This window comes from Streptomyces sp. NPDC093149, assembly GCF_044754145.1.
GTDB lineage: Bacteria > Actinomycetota > Actinomycetes > Streptomycetales > Streptomycetaceae > Streptomyces.
Map to the genome: position 1 here is coordinate 414,636 of NZ_JBIVON010000006.1, position 19,195 is coordinate 433,830.

At 70.1% G+C, this 19,195-nt stretch carries 18 protein-coding genes; 7 read left to right on the forward strand and 11 right to left on the reverse strand.

The annotated features are described in order from the left end of the window. Positions 1 to 2: 2 nt before the first annotated feature. The 5 genes from ACIQCZ_RS21100 to hemL form a co-directional block, all read right to left on the reverse strand. Entirely contained in the window at positions 3 to 767 is a 765-nt protein-coding gene (locus ACIQCZ_RS21100; RefSeq protein ID WP_402284046.1) for a cytochrome c biogenesis CcdA family protein, read from the reverse strand. A gap of 4 nt (positions 768 to 771) precedes the next feature. Continuing rightward, complete coding sequence (locus ACIQCZ_RS21105; protein WP_402284047.1) at positions 772 to 1,383, reverse strand: TlpA family protein disulfide reductase; 612 nt, start codon at positions 1,381 to 1,383, stop codon at positions 772 to 774. Between the two features lie 67 nt (positions 1,384 to 1,450). After that, complete coding sequence (locus ACIQCZ_RS21110; RefSeq protein ID WP_402284048.1) at positions 1,451 to 2,704, reverse strand: hypothetical protein; 1,254 nt, start codon at positions 2,702 to 2,704, stop codon at positions 1,451 to 1,453. A 572-nt stretch (positions 2,705 to 3,276) separates the two neighbouring features. Beyond that, positions 3,277 to 3,969: a histidine phosphatase family protein gene (locus ACIQCZ_RS21115; protein WP_376214152.1), complete on the reverse strand. Its 693-nt coding sequence runs from the start codon at positions 3,967 to 3,969 to the stop codon at positions 3,277 to 3,279. Beyond that, a complete protein-coding gene (gene hemL / locus ACIQCZ_RS21120; RefSeq protein WP_376214180.1) occupies positions 3,966 to 5,273 on the reverse strand; it encodes a glutamate-1-semialdehyde 2,1-aminomutase in 1,308 nt (435 codons plus the stop codon). The genes ACIQCZ_RS21115 and hemL overlap by 4 nt, the downstream gene beginning before the upstream one ends. 327 nt (positions 5,274 to 5,600) lie before the next feature. Here hemL and ACIQCZ_RS21125 point away from each other — a divergent pair, with 327 nt between their 5' ends. The 5 genes from ACIQCZ_RS21125 (at position 5,601) to ACIQCZ_RS21145 (ending at position 10,005) form a co-directional block, all read left to right on the forward strand. Beyond that, positions 5,601 to 6,191, forward strand: coding sequence for a hypothetical protein (locus ACIQCZ_RS21125; RefSeq protein WP_365691220.1), 591 nt, complete (start codon positions 5,601 to 5,603; stop codon positions 6,189 to 6,191). Between the two features lie 168 nt (positions 6,192 to 6,359). Next, a complete protein-coding gene (locus ACIQCZ_RS21130; RefSeq protein WP_376214150.1) occupies positions 6,360 to 6,872 on the forward strand; it encodes a hypothetical protein in 513 nt (170 codons plus the stop codon). 211 nt (positions 6,873 to 7,083) lie between these two features. Next, positions 7,084 to 7,617, forward strand: a complete 534-nt coding sequence (locus ACIQCZ_RS21135) for a hypothetical protein (RefSeq protein WP_376214148.1) — start codon at positions 7,084 to 7,086, stop codon at positions 7,615 to 7,617. Positions 7,618 to 7,639: 22 nt separating this feature from the next. Beyond that, positions 7,640 to 8,653 carry a hypothetical protein gene (locus tag ACIQCZ_RS21140; protein WP_402284051.1) on the forward strand — a complete coding sequence of 338 codons (1,014 nt, stop codon included), beginning with the start codon at positions 7,640 to 7,642 and terminating at the stop codon, positions 8,651 to 8,653. 17 nt (positions 8,654 to 8,670) lie between these two features. Next, on the forward strand, positions 8,671 to 10,005 hold the full coding sequence (locus ACIQCZ_RS21145) for a Dyp-type peroxidase (RefSeq protein WP_402284052.1): 1,335 nt from the start codon (positions 8,671 to 8,673) through the stop codon (positions 10,003 to 10,005). Positions 10,006 to 10,101: 96 nt separating this feature from the next. On the opposite strand, the gene ACIQCZ_RS21150 is transcribed toward ACIQCZ_RS21145, so the two are convergent. The 6 genes from ACIQCZ_RS21150 to ACIQCZ_RS21175 all read right to left on the reverse strand — a co-directional run bounded on the left by ACIQCZ_RS21150 (position 10,102) and on the right by ACIQCZ_RS21175 (position 16,798). Beyond that, complete coding sequence (locus tag ACIQCZ_RS21150) at positions 10,102 to 10,635, reverse strand: hypothetical protein (protein ID WP_402284054.1); 534 nt, start codon at positions 10,633 to 10,635, stop codon at positions 10,102 to 10,104. Between the two features lie 139 nt (positions 10,636 to 10,774). Further along, positions 10,775 to 12,025, reverse strand: a complete 1,251-nt coding sequence (locus tag ACIQCZ_RS21155; protein WP_402284055.1) for a mannosyltransferase family protein — start codon at positions 12,023 to 12,025, stop codon at positions 10,775 to 10,777. Between the two features lie 77 nt (positions 12,026 to 12,102). Continuing rightward, a complete protein-coding gene (locus ACIQCZ_RS21160) occupies positions 12,103 to 12,576 on the reverse strand; it encodes a hypothetical protein (protein WP_402284056.1) in 474 nt (157 codons plus the stop codon). Next, positions 12,569 to 13,066 carry a SigE family RNA polymerase sigma factor gene (locus ACIQCZ_RS21165; RefSeq protein WP_402284058.1) on the reverse strand — a complete coding sequence of 166 codons (498 nt, stop codon included), beginning with the start codon at positions 13,064 to 13,066 and terminating at the stop codon, positions 12,569 to 12,571. Before ACIQCZ_RS21165 ends, ACIQCZ_RS21160 begins: the two co-directional genes overlap by 8 nt. Positions 13,067 to 13,475: 409 nt before the next feature. Further along, complete coding sequence (locus tag ACIQCZ_RS21170) at positions 13,476 to 16,037, reverse strand: glycoside hydrolase family 65 protein (protein ID WP_402284060.1); 2,562 nt, start codon at positions 16,035 to 16,037, stop codon at positions 13,476 to 13,478. Next, complete coding sequence (locus tag ACIQCZ_RS21175) at positions 16,034 to 16,798, reverse strand: HAD family hydrolase (protein WP_402284062.1); 765 nt, start codon at positions 16,796 to 16,798, stop codon at positions 16,034 to 16,036. The genes ACIQCZ_RS21170 and ACIQCZ_RS21175 overlap by 4 nt, the downstream gene beginning before the upstream one ends. A gap of 290 nt (positions 16,799 to 17,088) precedes the next feature. On the opposite strand from ACIQCZ_RS21175, the gene ACIQCZ_RS21180 reads away from it, so the two are divergent. Then, on the forward strand, positions 17,089 to 18,090 hold the full coding sequence (locus ACIQCZ_RS21180) for an Acg family FMN-binding oxidoreductase (RefSeq protein WP_402284063.1): 1,002 nt from the start codon (positions 17,089 to 17,091) through the stop codon (positions 18,088 to 18,090). 79 nt (positions 18,091 to 18,169) lie between these two features. After that, positions 18,170 to 19,084 carry a universal stress protein gene (locus ACIQCZ_RS21185; RefSeq protein ID WP_402284064.1) on the forward strand — a complete coding sequence of 305 codons (915 nt, stop codon included), beginning with the start codon at positions 18,170 to 18,172 and terminating at the stop codon, positions 19,082 to 19,084. Positions 19,085 to 19,195 lie beyond the last annotated feature (111 nt).

Genomic DNA, 19,195 nt, shown 5'->3' on the forward strand with positions numbered 1-19,195 from the left:
ACTCAGATCCCCACCGTGAAGCCGTTGGACCAGCCCTGCAATTGCTGCATCATCGTGCCCCACACGCCGGTCAGCAGGAGAAGACCGGTCGCGATCATCATCACGCCGCCGATGCGCATGACCCATGCGTAGTGCCGCTTGACCCAGCCGAAGGCGCCGAGCGCCTTGCGGAAGGCGACCGCCGCGAGCACGAAGGGCAGGCCGAGTCCGAGGCAGTACGCGACGGTCAGTATCGCCCCGCGCCCGGCGGTGCCCTGCTCCATCGCGAGGAGGCTCACCGAGCTGAGCGTCGGGCCGAGGCACGGGGTCCAGCCGATCCCGAAGAGGGCGCCCAGCACGGGCGCTCCCACCAGCCCGGTCACCGGCCTCTTGTGAATGCGGAACTCGCGCTGCGTCATCCACGGCATCAGGCCCATGAAGAAGATCCCCATCAGGATCATCAGCACACCGAGGATCTTGGAGAGCGTTCCGCTGTGCTCCTGGAGGGTCTGTCCGAAGAAGCCGAAGAGCGCGCCGCCGGAGACGAACACGGCGGTGAAGCCGAGCACGAAGAGCGAGGCACCCGCCACCATCCGCCCGCGCCGGGCCTGAGCCAGGTCCGTGCCGCTGACCCCGGTGACGTAACTGAGGTAACCGGGGACGAGCGGCAGGACGCACGGCGAGAAGAACGAGACGAGCCCGGCGAGCACGGCGACGGGCAGGGCGACGATCAGCGCCCCGTTCACGATGGTCAGGTTCTCGCCCTGGAGCGCGGCAAGGGTGTGCACGGAATCACTTCTCCGCGATCAGCGGGTCGATCATCTTGTGCAGCTTGTCGGAGTCCAGCGCGGTCAGGGAACGGGCGGCGATCCTGCCGTCCCGGTCCAGCACCACGGTCGACGGAATGGCCTGCGGACGCAGCGTGCCCTTGGGGAAGCGGAGCATGAGCTTGCCGGTCGGGTCGTAGAGGCTCGGGTAGGGGACTCCGTAGTCCTTCTCGAAGCTCCGCGCGGGGCCCTTCTGGGGGTCGCGCGTATTGATCCCGACGAACTGGACGCCCTTGTCCTTCGTCTCCTTCGCCACCCTCGCGAAGTACTGGGCCTCCAGACGGCAGGGCCCGCACCACGAGCCCCACATGTTCAGCACGACGACCTTGCCCTTGTAGTCGGCGACGTCGAGCTGCTTGCCTTCGAGGGTCTCGCCGTCGAGCTTCGGGGCGGCCTTGCGTTCGCCCTTGGCCACGGTGGAGATTCCGCCGCTGCCTGTGACGAAGTTCGTATTGCCGCCGCCACCCGCCTTGTTGTCGTCGCCCCCGCACGCCGTCAGCGTGAGGGCGAGCGCGACGACCGCTGCGGGGGCGGCGAGCAGGGTGAAGCGGCGTCGAGATGCCCGGCCATAGCTCATGTGAAAAGTTTCGCATGACGGTTCCGGCGATCTCGGGCACCCCCCTCGGTGCCCGTAAAGCCCGTTGTCAGGCTTGTTTAAAGAAGGCGTTCCAGCCGCCTTCGGGTGACTGTCCGACGCCCAGCGTCCGGAGCTTGTCGAGCACGGCCGGGGTCTGGACATCGAGCCAGTCGACGAACTGCTTGAAGGAGACGAGCCGCACGTCCGGCTTCCCGGCTATTTTCTTGATCGCTTCCTCGACCGCGTCCATATAGATGCCGCCGTTCCACTCCTCGAAGTGGTTTCCGATGTAGAAGGGCGCGCGATTCGTCGTGTATGCGCGGTCGAAACCGGCGAGATACGACTTGGCGGCCTGCTCCCGCCAGCCCGGATAGCGCGAGGGCATGCCCTTGGTCGAATTCTGCGACTGGTTGGCGAGGATGTTGTAGTCCATCGAAAGGACTTCGAAGGTGTGCCCCGGGAACGGCATGCCCTGCAGTGGCAGATCCCAGATGCCCTGGCGCTTCTGGGGCCACACCTGGGTACCGCCGGGCGAGCTGGCGTCGTAGCGCCAGCCCAGCTTGCTCGCCGTGGGCAGCAGATTGTCCTGGCCGAGCAGACAGGGAGCGCGGCCGCCGATCAGTTCCTTGCGGTAGTCGAACGGCAACGGATCGAGATCGGTCCACCCGGTGTTGGTGCGCCATTCGGTGACGAAGGAGACCGCCTGATCGATTTCGCTCCGCCACTGGGCGGGCGACCAGTTCGCGACCGATCCGGAGCCGGAGCAGAAATGCCCGTTGAAGTGAGTGCCGATCTCATGCCCGTCCAGCCAGGCCTGACGGACGTACTTCAGCGTCTGCTTGATGTGGTCATCGGTCAGATATCCGATGTCGGAAGCACCGATCGGGTTGTTGGGCGGGCGGTACATGGACTTCTTCGACTCGGGAAGCAGATACAGGCCGGAGAGGAAGAACGTCATCGCCGCATCGTGATTCCTGGCGAGTTCCAGGAATCGCGGGAAGAGGCCGTTGCCGACCTCGCCCGCCCCGTCCCAGGAGAAGATCACGAACTGCGGCGGCGTCTGCCCGGGTTCGAGCGGAACCGGCGCCGAAGGCTGGTGCGGCTGCTTCCCGGTGTCGGCGGTGGAACCGTCCCCGATCTTCCGGACGTCCTTCTTCGCGGGCCCGGTCCCCCGGGTGTGCCCGTCGGCACCCTTCTCCCCCGCGGTCCCCGCGCCCTCCCCCGGCCGGCCGCTATCGAAGGAACCGCAACCCGCCAGACCGATCGTGGCCGCAGCCCCGAGCCCGGCTCCGAGCAAACCCCTTCGACTGATCTCGCGCATGCGTTCCCCATCTGCGGTCGTTTTACCTTAATTCCATACAAACTGACAAAGGTTTAGATGATGGAAGCAACCCAGGGGTTCCGCGATTAGCACAAGTTTCTGTGTGTGACCAGACCGGTACGCACGCGAACGTATGACTGATAGGTCACCCGGAGCGGCGGCATGATCGTCGCGTTGGCCTCGGTCCCCGCCCCGCGACGGCGCCGGTCCCGTCGCGGCGGCACGGTCGCCGGACGGGCGGGAGGATCACGCCCGTCCGGCGACCGAGGACAGCACGGCAAGAGAAGGCCACGGTCCGGCGGCGGACCGGTGCGGCCGGGGCGCGGAGGAACGGTGAGAGGTCCCGGGGCGCGGAGGACCGGCGGGGCGCCCGGGGGTGCGGAGGACCGGCGGGTATCGGAGAACCGATCAGGCACGGAAAACCGGCGGGGAACCGGGAAGGCCGGTCAGACGCGGAGGACCGGCGGGGCCGGGGCGCAAAGGACCGGCGGGGCGCGGGGGGCCGGTGAGAGGCCCCGGGGTGCCGCACCCGGGCCGGGGGACGCGCACCGCGTCCCCCGGCCGAGGGCCCGCTACGCGCCGAACGCCTTCGACTTCCCCTTCACCGGCTTCGCGCCCGCCCGCAGATGCGCGGGCACCAGGTCACGCGCCGGCTCCGTGTACCCGACCGAGACGATCTTGTCGCCCTGGTACGTGAAGCTGGTCAGCGACGCGAGCGTGCACTGCCGCTTGCGCGGGTCGTGCCACAGGCGCCGCCGCTCCACGAAGCTCCGCACGATCCAGATCGGCAGCTGATGGCTGACGCACACCGCCTCGTGACCGCGGGCCGCGTCACGCGCGGCGTCCAGGGCGCCCATCATCCGTACGACCTGCTCGATGTACGGCTCGCCCCACGACGGCCGGAACGGATTCGTCAGGTGCTTCCAGTTGTCCGGCTTGCGCAGCGCCCCGTCGCCGACACCGAAGGTCTTGCCCTCGAAGACGTTGGCGGCCTCGATGAGCCGTTCGTCGGTGGCCAGGTCGAGGCCGTGCGTCTTGGCGATCGGCGTGGCCGTCTCCTGGGCGCGCTCCAGCGGGGAGGCCACGACATGGGTGATGTCACGGCTCTCCAGGTGCGCTGCGACCCGGTCGGCCATCTGCCGGCCGAGCTCGGAGAGGTGGTAGCCGGGACGGCGTCCGTAGAGCACGCCCTCCGGGTTGTGCACCTCTCCGTGCCGCATCAGATGGACGACGGTGATGTCCTTGGGGCTGCTGTTCTCGCTCATGCGGTGGCCTCCGAGGCGGCGCGGGCAGCGGCGGGCAGGGCCGCGGCGATGCGCTCGACGGCCTGCGTGTCGTGGGCGGTGGAGACGAACCAGGACTCGAAGGCGGACGGCGGCAGGTAGACGCCCTGCGACAGCAGCGAGTGGAAGAAGGCGGTGAAGCGGAAAGCTTCCTGCTGCTTTGCGTCCTCGTAGTTCCGCACCGGTCGGTCGGTGAAGAAGACGGAGAACATGTTGCTCGCCGCCTGCACGACGTGCGCCACGCCTTCCTTGGTCAGCGCCTCGCCGACCAGGCCGCGGATCTCCGCGGAGACCGCGTCCACCTTCGCGTACGCGGCGTCGTCGAGCAGCCGCAGCTGGGCGAGGCCGGCGGCGGTGGCGATCGGATTGCCGGAGAGGGTGCCCGCCTGGTAGACGGGACCGGCCGGGGCGAGGTGCGCCATCACGTCCGCACGCCCGCCGAAGGCCGCGGCCGGGAATCCGCCGCCCATGACCTTGCCGAAGGTCATCAGGTCGGGCCGCACTCCGTCGACGCCGAACCAGCCGGCCTTCGAGGTACGGAATCCGGTCATGACCTCGTCGGAGATGTAGAGCGCACCGTTGGCGGCGCAGATCTCCTTGAGTCCGGCGTTGAAACCGTCCAGCGGCGGCACCACACCCATGTTGCCGGGCGACGCCTCGGTGATCACACAGGCGATCTCGCCGGGCTGCGCGGCGAACGCCTCCCGTACGGCCTCCAGGTCGTTGTACGGCAGCACGATCGTGTCGCCGGCCTGCGCGCCGGTGACCCCCGGGGTGTCGGGAAGGCCGAAGGTCGCGACCCCGGACCCGGCGGCGGCGAGCAGCGCGTCGACATGGCCGTGGTAGCAGCCGGCGAACTTCACCACCTTGGCGCGGCCGGTGAACCCGCGGGCGAGACGGATCGCGGACATGGTCGCCTCGGTGCCGGACGACACCAGCCGCACCTGCTCCACGGGCTCGACCCGGGCCACGATCTCCTCGGCGAGCGCGACCTCGCCCTCGCCGGGCGTACCGAACGAGGTGCCGCGGGCCACGGCCTCCTGGACCGCGGCGACGACCTCGGGGTGGGAGTGACCGAGGATCATCGGCCCCCACGAGCACACCAGGTCGACATACTCCCGGCCGTCGGCGTCGGTGAGGTAGGGACCGGTACCGGACACCATGAAGCGCGGCGTGCCGCCCACGGCCCGGAAGGCCCGGACGGGAGAATTCACGCCGCCGGGCGTCACGAGGGACGCGCGGTCGAAAAGCGTCTGCGAAACTGGGGCTTCATATCGATAAGGCAGTTCGGTCATGACCTGCGACTTCTCCGACTCCGGGGGCTAGTGACCTCCCCAGGGTAGGTCAGCCCTCCCGAGCGGCCGGGAGCGGAAGATCCCGGCCACCGAAAGCCCCGCGAGCAACTCCGTCGCGTAACGACCGGGCGCCGGCCCCCTCACATCTGCGAAACTGGTGACTTCAAGGGGAAAGCTCACACACGCCATGGTGCCGGGGTCACGGACGGTCTTGCGGGCAGGTGTTTCACCGCACGCCCGCGGGGGAGGTCACTGACACGATGATCGGGTTGCGCGGCGGGGGCTGGGTCTCCTAAGTAGTAGTCGGGTGGATGAGATATGCATCGCGGTGGCGGAGTGGGCGAAGGGACCGACGACCTGGGGCCCGAGCCTGCCCGGCGGGGTCGGCACCGGCGTGAGGCGGAGCGCAGACAGGGCACACAGGCCAATGGTGCGCAGGGTGGCGGAGCCGGAAGCAGGAGTGGTGGCCGGGTGGGGGTGACCTACAAGTACTTCGGGGCCCCGGACGGGGCCACGGCCGCACGCGTGCCCATTTCGATGCGTCCCGAGGAACTCGGCGGCGACGAACTGGGCATGGGCGGCATGTTCACCAAGATCAAGCCGGAGACGGTCGCGGCGATGGTCCTCACCGGCATCCAGGGCATACCCCTGCACAGGGTCCCCCCGCTGGAACTGGTCGTGCTGCACCCCGACTACGCGGTGGTCAAGCTTCCGATGACGGTCGTCGACCCGCTGCGCGGCGTGGGCGAGGAGTCGGTGGGCGCCGCGGCCTTCATCTGGTCCACGGTCCCGGATCGGGGCGGCCCGCGCGACGCGTTCAACGTCTACCAACTGCTGCACGAGTGGCAGGACTTCTCCCACCGGCTGCACGACGCGGGGCACCAGGCGTACTGCCTGGTCTGGCCCTGACCCGGGGTTTTGATGGGTGCGGGCCCGGGGTTCTGATGGGTGCGGGCGGGGCTTTCGGGTCCTGCCTCCGCACCTGACCGGGGAGGCGGCCGACAGGAGACCGAACGCGTCCGGGTACCGGAGGCGTGTGGCCGTGCGACACACAACAGGCGTGCCCACACTGGAATCATGGACGGTGGACCTCCCGCACAGGATCCGCACGCGGACGCCACGGAGCGGCGTGATTACACGGGCGCCGTGTACGGCTCGCTGCTCGCCGCCTCGGTGGTGGTCGGAGCCGGATCGCTCAGGTATTTCCCACGGCTGGAACTCGTTCTCCTGCTGCTGGGCACCGGGGTGGTGTTCTGGGCCGCCCATGTGCTCACCCGGCTGCTCGGGGAGCGGATCATGTACGCGCCGTTGGACGGGAGGGAGATCCGGCGGGTGTGCACGGCCGAGTGGCCCATCGTCAAGGCCGCCGTCCCACCGGCCGTGGCGGTCGCCGTCACGCCTCTGCTGGGCCTCGGCCCGGAAGGGGCGTTGTGGCTGGCCCTGGGCGTCGCGCTGGCCGGTCAGGTCGGCTGGGCCTCGGTCGCCGCTCTGCACGCGGGGGCCACGGGCCGCGTGGTGGTGGCCGCCGGGGCGGTCAACCTGGCGCTCGGCCTGCTCATCGTGCTCCTCAAGGTCGCCCTGACGCACTGACGTCGTCCGTCACCGCGGTCCGAGTCGTTGACGAGCGGCGTTGCTCAGCCGTCGCACGCCGGTGCCCTCTCGCAACTGTGCCGCGCAGACCGCCCGGCTTCCGTGGTCGGCACCGGAGCCGTCGGCTCCGTCCCGCCCAGCAGGCACGGCCGGGCATCCGGTGCAACGCTGGAAGTGAGTCCCCACCTCTGGAATGCGGAGAGGAGCGGACATGGAACTCAAGCCGCAGGCCGTCGTCATCCCCAAGGAGACCGACCAGCTGGAACAGGGGAAGTACGGGCCTGTCTTTCCGAGAACTCCGGCCTGTTACGGGTTCACCGTCGTCGCGAGGGTGAAACCGGGCAGGGCCGACGCGATGCGCGAGTACGGCCGTGCCCTGGCCGAGGCGCTGGAGCAGGATCCGTATCTTCTCGCGCCGTTGAAGCTGCACTATCTGCGCTGGGTTCTCTTCGACGACGACACGCGCTTCATGTACCAAGGCATCTTCGACACCGACTTCGACCAGTACACGGAGGACGCCATCGCGCTGTTCTCCAAGGCCGGCGTCAGCACCGCCTTCGAGAACCTCGAAGGGTTCCCCGAGGACTGGCGGACGAACCCCGAGGCGTTCATCCGATTCGTACGGAAGCACCAATGTCCGAGCTTCATCGAGTACGGGGAGTACCCGTACGTGACGTCGGACGAGATCAAGAAGGCTCTGCGGGTCAAGAGCGCCCTGTCGGAGATGCTCGACCAGATGCAGTGAGACGAGCAGTGAGACGATCGAAATGAGCGAGGTCAAGACCGCGCGCACGTACAACCAGAGGCACATTCCGCGGGAGTACACCCCTGGTGGGCGGCGAGTGAGCATCTACGTCTCGTGGAGCTATCCGGCCGAAGCCGGTCGCAACACGGCCGAGCTGGACAACCGCTTCTCCACGATGACCGAGGTCAGGCGGGTCACATGGCCGGCCTACGAGGACCCCAAGTGGTCGGATCCGTACCGGTTCCAGCAGGGCATCGCCGGGTCACTGGAGCTGTTCTTCTGGGCATGGGTGCCGTTCCAGGAGTTCGTCGAGGAGGTCACCGGGCATCCCGTCCCGGTGTATCAGCGCATCGACCAGGCGGGTTTCCAGACCCCGCTCGACGAGCGGGTGCTCGACGACACGGACGTCATGTTCGTGTTCGGGCTGGACCACGCGGTCACCGAGCAGGAGGCCCGCCCCGGGGAGATCGAGGCCCTGCGGGCGTTCCTCGGCCGGGAGAACACCTGCCTCGTCCTGGGCCCGCACCACGACGTCGGCGCATCGGACGACCTGTCGGTCCGCGAGATGGAGTACCGCCATCACGGCGACCCCCTGGTGCCCCGGCAGCAGCGATTCGCCACCTATGTCAGGGACTTGATGCAGGGCCTCGGCGTGCCGGTCATGAACCGGTACGGGCTGCGCCCGGCGACGCACGAGGACAACCGGATCGCTCCTCTGTCCACGGTCAGGGACCTGGATCCGAAGGGCTGGCTGGACGGGGTGACGAACTTCAACTTCCACATGCATCTGCCGCACTACGACGTGACGACCGACGAACCGGACGCCGTCCGCGTGCTGGCCAGGCAGCCGATCGACATGTCCAGGCCGCATCCGTTCACCGAGGCCGGCAACACCGAGTTCAACATGTTCCTGTGGATGCCTCCCGACGGTGACCGCGCGGCCGACCTGCTGCTGGCGGACTCGACGATCTTCAGCTCCTTGTTCGGCGGGGACGAAAGCCTGCGGAACTTCTGGCGCAACCTCGTCTCCAAGTAGGGCCCGGGAGGTCAACCGTGAGCGTGCACACGGAGGTCGAGCTGGAGCTCGACGACATCCAGCGTGGGGTTCTCAGCCCCCGGCCGACACCGTACGCGGCGACCTACCTCGCCTTCCGCATCGACGACCCGGGCCCCGGACGGGAGTTGATGCGGCGTGCGAGTACGGCGGTGACCTCCGCGGCGGACCCGGTCAGCCCGTTGGGGGACACCTGGGTGAGCGTGGCCCTCACCTGTCGCGGACTGGAGGCGCTGGGGGTACCGCGCGCCTCGTTGGACACGTTCGCCTGGGAGTTCCGGCAGGGGATGGCGGCCCGCGCCGAAGCGCTGGGCGATGTGGGCGAGAGCGGCCCGGAGCACTGGGAAGCGCCGCTGGGCGGCCCCGATGGCCATGTGGTGCTCACAGCGGTCGCGCCCGACCCCGCGCAGCTTGAAGCGGCCGTCGACCGCGCCCGCCCCACGTACGAAGGGCTTTCCGGCGTGACGGCGATATGGCGGCAGGACTGCTACGCGCTTCCCACCGAGGCCGAGCATTTCGGCTATCGCGACGGGGTCAGCCATCCGGCCGTCGAAGGCAGCGGCATACCGGGATCCAACCAGTTGGAAGTACCTCTGAAGGCCGGTGAGTTCGTCCTCGGCTACCGGGACGAGATCGGCGGCATCCAGAGCACACAGCCGACGGCACTGGGACGCAACGGCAGTTACGCGGTCTTTCGCAAGCTCCATCAGAACGTCGCCGAGTTCCGGCGCTATCTGAAGGACAACTCCACCGGGCCCCAGGACGAAGAGCTGATCGCCGCGAAGATCATGGGGCGCTGGCGCAGCGGCGCCCCCTTGGCGCTGGCTCCGCAGCACGACGATCCCGCGCTCGGTGTCGACCCGCAGCGCCGCAACACCTTCCTGTACGAGAGCAACGATCCGGCGGGTTTCAGGACGCCGGGCGGCTGCCACATCCGCCGGGCCAACCCCCGCGACGCCGCGGTGGCAGGAGAGGTGCGACTGCACCGCATGATCCGGCGCGGCGCGGTCTACGGTCCGCCGCTGCCCGAGGGGGTACTGGAGGACGACGGAGCCGACCGCGGCCTCATGTTCGCTTTCATCGGCGCGCATCTGGGGCGGCAGTTCGAGTTCGTCCAGTCGCAATGGATGAACGACGGCGTCTTCTTCGGCGCGGATGACGCCAAGGACCCCGTCACCGGATCCCACGACGGCTCCGCCGGCTTCACCATTCCCCGCCGACCACTGCGCCGACGTCTTGCCCCACTGCCACGGTTCGTCGTCACCCGAGGAGGCGAGTACTGCTTCCTGCCGAGCCTGACCGCCCTGCGCCGGCTCGGCGACCTGCACGACTGACAGCATGGCGACGGGCGCCCCGGCATCGGCACCGCGCCTCGTCCCTCCCCGACAACCGCCCCGTGTCCCCCGGTGGGCCGGAGCGCGGGGCAGCCCTCAGGGCCTCTCGATGAGATGTTCCTTCAGGAAGGCGCCCGCGTGGGCCGCGGCCTCTTCTTTCGCGTCGAAGGAGAGCGAGCCGTCGGTTTCGCCACGCGTTCCGTCGGCCCCCTGCCCGGTCCACCGCCAGCCGCTCAACGACGGCTCCCAGTACAACTCGGCAAAGCCGCCGAACAGTACGACCGTGCTCGGCTCCGGCTCGGCGGCCGTCGGCCTGCTGATCGCGCCGGGCCACTTCTTGCGGGCACCCTGCCTGGTCATCCCCCAGGCGGCTCCCATCTGCTCATAGCTCGCGCCGTAGGAACCGGCGGTCCGTGCGGCATTCGCCGTCAGCCGCTCGACCGTCTCGTCCACCACCTTCCAGCAGTGGAGGATCGACAGCGTCACGTCGACGGGATCCGCGTCCCACATGCGCTGCTCGGGAAGTCCGGTCTCCCGGGCGCGCATGGCCGAGGCGAGAGGATTCAGGGCGTCGTAGAGGGCCTTCTCCAAGGCTGCCACTTCGGTGTCGGTGACCTGAGTTCGCGTCATGGCGACAACTTTAGTTACCGAATCGCGATTACGGAAACAAAAGTTACCGATTGGCATATGCCAATCCGGGGATCCTGGAGACCACGGCAGGAGCCGCGACAGGGCCCTGTGCGGGGCGGACCGCCGGGCGGAACGAGGGTCAGCCGGCCCACCGTCCCGAGAGGAACGTGACGGCCAGGACCGTCATCACCGGTGCCACGACGGCGAGATAGGCGGTCCTGACACGGGGACTTCGCAGGCTCCAGGCGGCGAGACCGGTCCACAGGGGCCACCACAGCAGGGTCGCGCGGGGGATGGAGGTGTACCAGTAGGAAGTGCCCAGGGCCCACAGGCTGAGGCCGATGTACACGGCCTCGGCCCAGCGGCGCCGCAGGAGCAGCAGCGCGCACAGACCGATGCCGACCAGCATGGCGAGGAGTTCGGCCTGGAACATCAGGGCGTACCCGGTGGTCTGGGAATGCCCGAACGCGGCGTGCCAGGTGTTCTGCCAGGCCTCCCAGGGGGCATGGAAGTCGCGGTACCAGCCGCGTTCCTCGGCGTGCTTCCAGGCCATCCAGTCACCGGTGTGCGCATGCAGGTACCAGCTGTGGAGGAAGGGCGGGAGGGCGGGCAGCGCCAGCCAGGGAAGAGCGCGCCACTGGGCGGTGGTGCGGGCGGTGACCAGGAAGTGGACCGCGACGGCCGCGGCGAGGAAGAGGCCGCTGACCCGGACGGTGGTGGCCAGGCAGGTCAGAGCGGCCGCGAGCGGCCAGTTGAGGCGCTGGGCCGCCAGCCAGGCCGGCAGAGCCAGGGCGAGGAAGAGCGCTTCGGTGTACCCGGCGGCCAGGAAGACCGCGCAGGGGGAGAGCAGGAAGAACAGGGCCGTACGCTGCCCCGCTTCGTCCTGCGGCAGATGCAGCCGGGCGATCCGGGCCAGGGCCAGTACGGCGACACCCCCGGCGACGAAGGAGATCAGCGCACCGGCCGCGGGCCAGCTCGGGACGACGGTGTGGACGGCCCGCAGCAGGAACGGGAAGCCGGGGAAGAAGGCTTCTCTGTTGTCCCAGCCGGACGTCCAGGGGCCGCTCGCTCCGGGGAAGTATCCGTCCTGGGCTATGTGCAGGTAGTGCCACCAGTCCCACCGCTGCCACGGGGAGAAGAACGAGTCGGGGTGGTGGGCCTTGCGGTCGTCGGCGAACAGCCAGCGGGTGCAGTAGGCGGTCACCCAGATGCCTGCCCGGGTCATCAGGTACAGCCACAGCACCTCGCGGTCGGCGGGCTTGAGCCGGAGCAGCAGCCGGGCGAGGAAGGTCGTGCCCGATGACGTGGCCTCATGGGGCGATTGCCCGGAAGCGGTTCCGGTGGGGCCGGGCGGACACTCGCTCCTCCGGTGAGGGGACGAAAGGCTCACAACAAAGTCTCCTGGGTCGGATGTGCGCGTGCCGGACCGGCCGGGCAGGCGCCGCTGGGGCACGGAAGGCGTGGAGGTCAGCCGGGCGAGCTGTTGCCCGGCGTGGGTGTGTTCGATGTCCGCGAAGGGCTCGAACCGGGGAGGGCCGGTGTCTCCGATGCGCTCCGGTCGGGGAACGCCGGTGTCTCCGATGCGGTCCGGCCGGGGAACGCCGGTGTCTCCGATGCGCTCCGGCCGGAGGAGGGAGGACTCGTCGACGCCGAGCCGGTGCGGGGCGAGTCCGGCAGGGAGGACGCGGGAGAGGGCCGGGGCGGGGCGGGGGTCGTGGCCGGGACGGCGGCGTCGGGGCTCGCGGGCAGCAAGGAGGCTGCGGCCGCGCCCGCGCCGGAGAAGACCAGGCAGGCTCCGACAGCCAGCGCGACGATCCGGCGCCTGTGCACTCGCTCCCCGCGCTCGGTGATGAACGAGGGCGGGGCGGAACGGGCGCGGGACCGGCCCGCGGCGGCGGCTTCCTTGAACAGTGACCGCAACGGGTCGTGGGGTTCAGACACAGGGCCCCTCCTCGGTACGCGGATCCTGCAGACGGTGCGAGAGCGTGGCCCGCCCCCGGGCGAGATGCGTCTTGACGGTGCTGGCCGCCAGACCGGTCTCCGCGGCGATCTGTTCGACGGTCAGATCGCATACGTAGTGCAAGGCCAGCGTGCGGCGCTGTTTCGGCGGAAGATCCCGCAGCATTTCGACGAAGGCCACCGAATCCGGGCCGGGCACCTCCACATGAGGCGGGGCGCCGCTGCGCCGCCAGGCGTCCGCCGTACGGCGCCGACCGCGCCACCGACTCACCGCCAGGCGCCAGGCGACCGTGCGGATCCACGCCTCGGGCTGCCCGTCGCGGTTGAGCTGACGCCGCCGGTTCCAGCCCTTGACGAAAGCTTCCTGCACCACGTCCTGCGCCTCGTGCTGGTCTCCGAGCATCACAAACAGCTGCCCCGTCAGCCGGGCAACGGTCTGCGCATAGAACTCTTCGAACTCCTCGACGGTCAAAAACAGCTCCTGGATCTCTTCGTTCCCCCGGGCATACGCCCGGCACCCCGTGTTCGGACGACACCGGACCCGAAGAAACCTGAGTGACGGTCATCACACAGGCCCCCGGACCGGCACACATCCCTGCCGAACTGCCGACGCGCCTCAACCGTCAGGTCCCGGAAAGCAGGTCCCGGAAAGCAGGTCCCGGACAGCAAGTCCCGGACGGCAAGTCCCGGACAGCAAGTCTCGGACAACAGGTCGAAGAAATGATCGCCTGTGTGTCGGTGAACGTCCCGGGCCCACCCCGATCCCTCAGGCGGCGGGCGCCGACGAGCCGCGGCGACAGCTGTCCGAGCGGTCTCTCACGCGTGGCCCCGGTCCACCACGGCCGCAATCGCGGGAGGGCTGCTCGGACCGGCAGCCGCGGTCACGGGGCGGGGCAGTCGCACCTCGCGTGGCCCGGCGGGAAGGAGCCGTGCCCGGCCTGCGGCAGATCGAGCCATCGGGCCGTACCCGGGGCGATCACATGGGTGTGGCCTCCCAGCACGACCCGGACGGCCGGGTGCGACGAGCCGGGTACGGCGATCCGGACGCGCTGGGCGCGGAAGCTCAGGTCCACGTCCCAGTGCCGGCGGAATCTGACGCGTATCCCGAACTTCGAGAGCTGGGGCAGCGTGGCGGGCGCGAGCCACAGTGCGCGGTCGCGGGTCTCCAGCCCCGTCATCCCGCGCTGCACGAAATCGAGGGTGCCCGCCATCGCCCCCAGGTGGATGCCTTCCTCGGTCGTGCCGCCCTGGATGTCGGCCACGTCCCCGATCAGTGCTTCCTCGCAGTACCTCCACGCCTCCTCGCGGTGCGCTCGGGCCAGCACCCACGCGTGGACCAGGGAGCTGAGTGTGGAACCGTGGCTCGTACGCGCGAGGTAGTAGTCGACGGTGGCGCGCCAGATGTCGTCGTCCAGCACATGCCCGAGCCGCCGGAAGAGGCCCGCCAGTTCCTGCGGCGAGAAGAGGTAGCCGAGCATCAGCACATCGGCCTGTTTGGACGCCTGGTAGCGGTTGACGGTGTCGCCCTCCGCCTCCAGGATGCGGTCCAGCCGACGGATGTCCTCGTACCGTCTCCGGTACCCCTCCCAGTCGAGCTCGGCCAGTTCCCCGTAACCGGCGAACTGGCTGATGACACCCCGGTGGTACGGCACATGCAGTCGGCGGGAGATGTCCTCCCAGCGTTCCGGTTCGTCGCGGCCGAGCCGGATCCGGTCGAGCAGCCGGCGTCGCCGCGCCTCGGGCAGGGCGCGGTAGAGCTCCGTCGCACGTGACAGGACCCAGGCCGCTGTCACGTTCGTGTACGTGTTGTCGTCGAGGCCCGCGGACCCCGTGTCCGGGTATGCGTCGTGGTACTCGTCCGGTCCGACGACCCCGCGGATGCGATACCGGGCCAGTGACTCGTCCCACTCGGCGCTGTCCGCCCAGAACCTGGCGATCTGTACCAGCATTTCCGCGCCTTTGGAGTGCAGGTACTCCGTGTCCCCGGTGGCCTGGCAGTACTGCCACACGTTGTACGCGACGGCCGAGCCGACATGGTGCTGCAGTCGCGAGCGGTCGGGCAGCCAGCGCCCGGAGTGCGGATTGAGATGGAGTTCCTGGGTCTCCTCATGTCCGTCGTCGGCGCTCTGCCAGGGGTACATCGCCCCGGCCCTGCCCGCCTCGTGTGCCGCGTGACAGGCCGCGGGCAGCCTCCTGTAGCGGTAGTCGAGAAGCCCTCGGGAGACTTCGGGAAGGTGCAGGTTCAGGAACGGCAGTACGAACAGCTCGTCCCAGAAGACGTGGCCCCGGTACGCCTCGCCGTGCAGCCCTCTCGCCGGTACGCCCACGTCGAGTTCGGCCGTGTGCGGGGAGAGCGTCTGCAGCAGGTGGAAGAGGTGCAGCCGGAGAACGCGACCCGCTTCGCCCGGGACCTCCAGCCGGACCTGCCGCCACAGATCGGCCCAGGCCCGCTGGTGCGAGGACAGCAGACGTGAGAAGTCAGGGGCGTCCCGCACCTCGGCGACGGCTGCCCGCAGCGGACTGCCGATCGCGGGGTCCCGGGTGGTGTGAAGGGCCACCGTCTTGTCGACGACGGCGTCGGAGTCCGGGCTCAGCGGCAGCACCAGCCGCCGGAAGACCGCCTTCTCCGTCTGCCGGAAGCGAGGGCCGGGATCGGGATCGGGGCCGGGACCGGGACGGGGACGGGGACGGGGACGGGAACCCGGTTCGGGTTCGGGTTCGGGTTCGATGCCGGGGCCGGGTCGGGGGACCTGTCGGCCCTCGTCACCGCACCCCGCCAGCGTGCGGGCCGCCAGCGCGACACCGACGTCCGACTCCACCGTGCGGCACCGCAGCGACACCACACCGTCCTCCTCCGTGCCGGTCACCCAGCCGGTGAGGTGCCGGTTCGACAGATCCCGGTACCGCGCGACGCCGGAGTTGCGGACGTCCCCGTCGATCCCCGCCTCCACCTCGACCACACCCGTCCACCCCTGTGCCCGGAACACCGTGTGCAGCGCGGCGAGACGCGGGTCGCCCATGTGCACCAGACGGCACTGCTCCACCTTCAGCCGACGGCCCGCCTCGTCCTCGTAGACGGACCGGCGGGACAGCGTGCCCCCGAGCAGATCGAGTGACTGACCGTGTTCCACGAGGTGCGGGTGGTCCGGGGTGAGCCATGGCCCGGGGGCCGTGCCCGCAGGGTGGATGCGGTAGCGCAGCGGCAGCCAGTTCGGCAGATTGACGAGGTCCTCGTTCTCGACCCGGCGGCCCCGGACCGACGAGGTCAGCCGGTTGTAGCAGCCCGCCACATAGGTGCCGGGGTAGTGCGAACGGCTCTCGGACGTCTCGGGTGCGGCCCCACGCGTGGCGAAGCGGCCGTTGCCGAGTGTGCAGAGCGCCTCCCGCAGCCGTTCCTCCTGCGGGTCGTACCCCTCGTACGACCAGGTCCAGGCCCGGGTCATACGCCACCCCCGGCCGTCAGCAGGTCCCCGGGATCGGACACCACGACGTCGGCGCCGTGGCGGCACAGTCCGGCGGCGTGGGCCGGGTCGCCCGTACGGTTCACGCCGACCACGAGGCCGAAACCGCCGCGACGCCCGGCCTCGACCCCGGCCAGCGCGTCCTCCACCACCGCCGTGTCCCCGGCCGGGACCCGCAGCCGCCTCGCCGCCTCGACGAACAGCGCGGGGTCCGGTTTCCCGGGCAGCCGCAGCCGGCGGGCCTCGTTCCCGTCGACCACGGCGTCGAACCGGTCGTCGAGACCCGCCCGCGCCAGCAGTTCCGCCGCGTGCCGGGACGCGGAGACGGCGGCGCAGGGCACCCGCTCGGCGCGCAGCACGTCGAGAAGGCGGACCGTGCCGGGCCATACGTCGACCGGCTCCGTGCGCAGGCTCTGCGTGAAGAGCTCGTCCTTGCGGGCGGCGACCGCCCACACCGTGCCGGTTCCCGGCGGGTCGTCGGGGCGGCCCTCGGGAAGGTCCAGCCCCCTCGACCGCAGGAACGCCGCCGCGCCGTCCCTCCGCGAGCGGCCGTCGACATGGCGCAGATAGTCGTCGACCTCGTCGAACGGCCGCTGGCCCCCGGCGGCCGAAAGACAGGCGTCGAACGCCTTCTTCCAGGCCGCGGCGTGGCGCCGCGCGGAGTCGGTGATCACTCCGTCGGTGTCGAAGACCACGGCCCGCACGGAGCGCAGGCACGGTGCCAGGGGCGGTGCGGCTGCCATGACCGGGCGGTCCCTTCGTCAGGGGCTCTCCTTCATGGCACCACGGTTCCGGCCCACGGGCGCGGCGTGAACGGTCGATTCCGGTTCGGCCGCGGGACGGCCCGCGGAGCGGAGACCCGGTGGCGGGCCGGCAAAGCCGCAAATGGACCACCATGGCCATGAGAGGACAAGCAGGACCACGATAAAAGGTCACAATAAAGGGATAAAAGACCCATGACATCGAGGCACTGTCCGTTCCGTGCCGACATGCTGAAGAGACCATCGACCGTTCCCGACCTCCGGGAGTTCCGATGCTCAGCCAGTCTCTCGACGACGCGACGCTCTCCGCCCTCGTCGCCGACGCCGGCGCCGCCCCGTCCATGCACAACGCCCAGCCCTGGCGGTTCCGCTACACGCGCGCGGGCCGCACCCTCACACTTCTGGCGGAATTCGGCCGCGCGATGCCGGAGGCCGACCCCACGAACCGCGCACTGCACGTGGGCTGCGGCGCGGCCCTGCTGAATCTGCGGGTGTCCGCCGCGCACCGCGGTCTGGACGCGGTCACCACGCTGCTGCCCGAACCGTCGGACCCGGCGGTACTGGCCACCGTGCGCCTCGGGATCCGCCCCGACACCGCGCAAAGGCCCGAGGACGGAGCCCTCGCCGCTCTCCACCGCGCCATCCGGGACCGGCACACCAGCCGCTATCCATTCGATGAACAGGTGATCCCCGAGAACGTCCGCGCGCGCTTCACCGAAGCGGGACGTGCCGAGGGTGCGGACTTCACGTTCCTGGCCCCGCCGCATCTGGAGACCGTGGTCGAACTGATCCAGGACGCCGAGGGATACGACCGCGGGGACCCGGCGCGGAAGGCGGAACAGGAGCGGTGGACCCGGAACACGAGGACCGAGGCTCCCGTGGACGGAATCCCCGACTACGCCTTCGGCCCCCGCGACACCTCCGAACGGGCGATCACTCGCGATTTCGCGCGGCCCGGCGCCATCCCCGGCCGGGCACGCGTCCCGTTCGAGAAGCAGCCGCAGATCGCCCTGCTGAGCACCCCGGGCGACCACGCGACGGACTGGCTGTGTGCGGGCCAGGCGCTGGAGCGCGTTCTGCTCACCGCCACGATCCACCATGTGTCCGCCTCGTTCGCCACGCAGCCCGTCGAATGGCCGGACCTGCGATGGCTCCTGCGCGACCCGGTCTTCGGCTCGGGGTACGCACAGATGATCGTCCGCATGGGATACGGGCCCACGGGACCGCGCACGCCGCGCCGCCCGTTGGACCACGTGCTGACGATCGATCCGTAGAAGCACCCCGGCGTACGCCGGGACGATGCGCCCGAGCCCGAGGTGGAGCGAGCACCCAACACGGAAGGCGGTGGGAGCGATGCCGCTCCCCGTAGTGGTCGGAGTGGACGGATCGGAGGGCAGTCTGCGCGCCCTCGACTGGGCAGCGGCCCAGGCGGCACGCTCACGGCTTCCCCTGCGCGTCGTCCACGCGTCGCTGTGGGAGCGCTATGAAGGCCTGCGCCTCGACTCCGACACCGAGCGCCCCACCGAGCAGGTCCTGGCCGAGCATCTTGTCGCCACCGCCCGGGAACGCGCGCAACGGCTCGGCCCCGAGCTGTCCGTGGTGACCGAGGTGCAGCCCGAGGACCCGGTCGCCGCGCTCGTCAGGGAGAGCCACGAGGCGGCCCTGATCGTCCTCGGCTCCCGCGGCCGGGGCCATATCGTCGGGATGCTCCTGGGGTCCGTCAGTCTCGCGCTCGCCGACCGCTCCCACTGCCCGGTCGTGGTGGTCCCGGCGAGGAAGCCGAGCACCCCGCCGCGGCCCGGTCGCGTCGTCGTCGGGATCAGCGACGCCGAGAAGCCGTCGGCGGCCGCGGTCTTCGCCCTCGACCAGGCGGCCGCGCGCGACGGCGAGCTGATCGCCGTACGGGCCTGGCGCTGCCCCGCCCACGAGGCCATGAGTCATCCGCTCCTGTCGGGGTCCCCGGCTGCCGCGCACCGTCGGCGGGCCGAGGAGCACCTCGAAGACGTCCTGGCGGGGCTGGACCGGTCCGGCTCCCCCGATGTCGTCATCCACCGCTCGGTGGTGCAGGGTCCGGCTCACCAGGAACTGCTCGAAGCCGCCGAAGGTGCCGAACTGCTGGTCGTCGGCACCCGGCGGGCCGGTGGTCGGCACGGCTTTCACCTGGGCCCGGTGAACCACGCGATGCTGCACTACGCGCCCTGCCCGGTCGCCGTCGTCCCCGACTCGTACGGCCGCCCCGTACCCGATTCCTACGCGGGCCCGGACTGACTCCGACCGGGGCGGCGCGGCGCCCCGTCGGCCGCCCACGCCGCGAGGAGGGCCGACGTGGGCATGGGAACGGGCCTGCCGACGGCCGGTCCCCCAGCGACTCGCCGACGA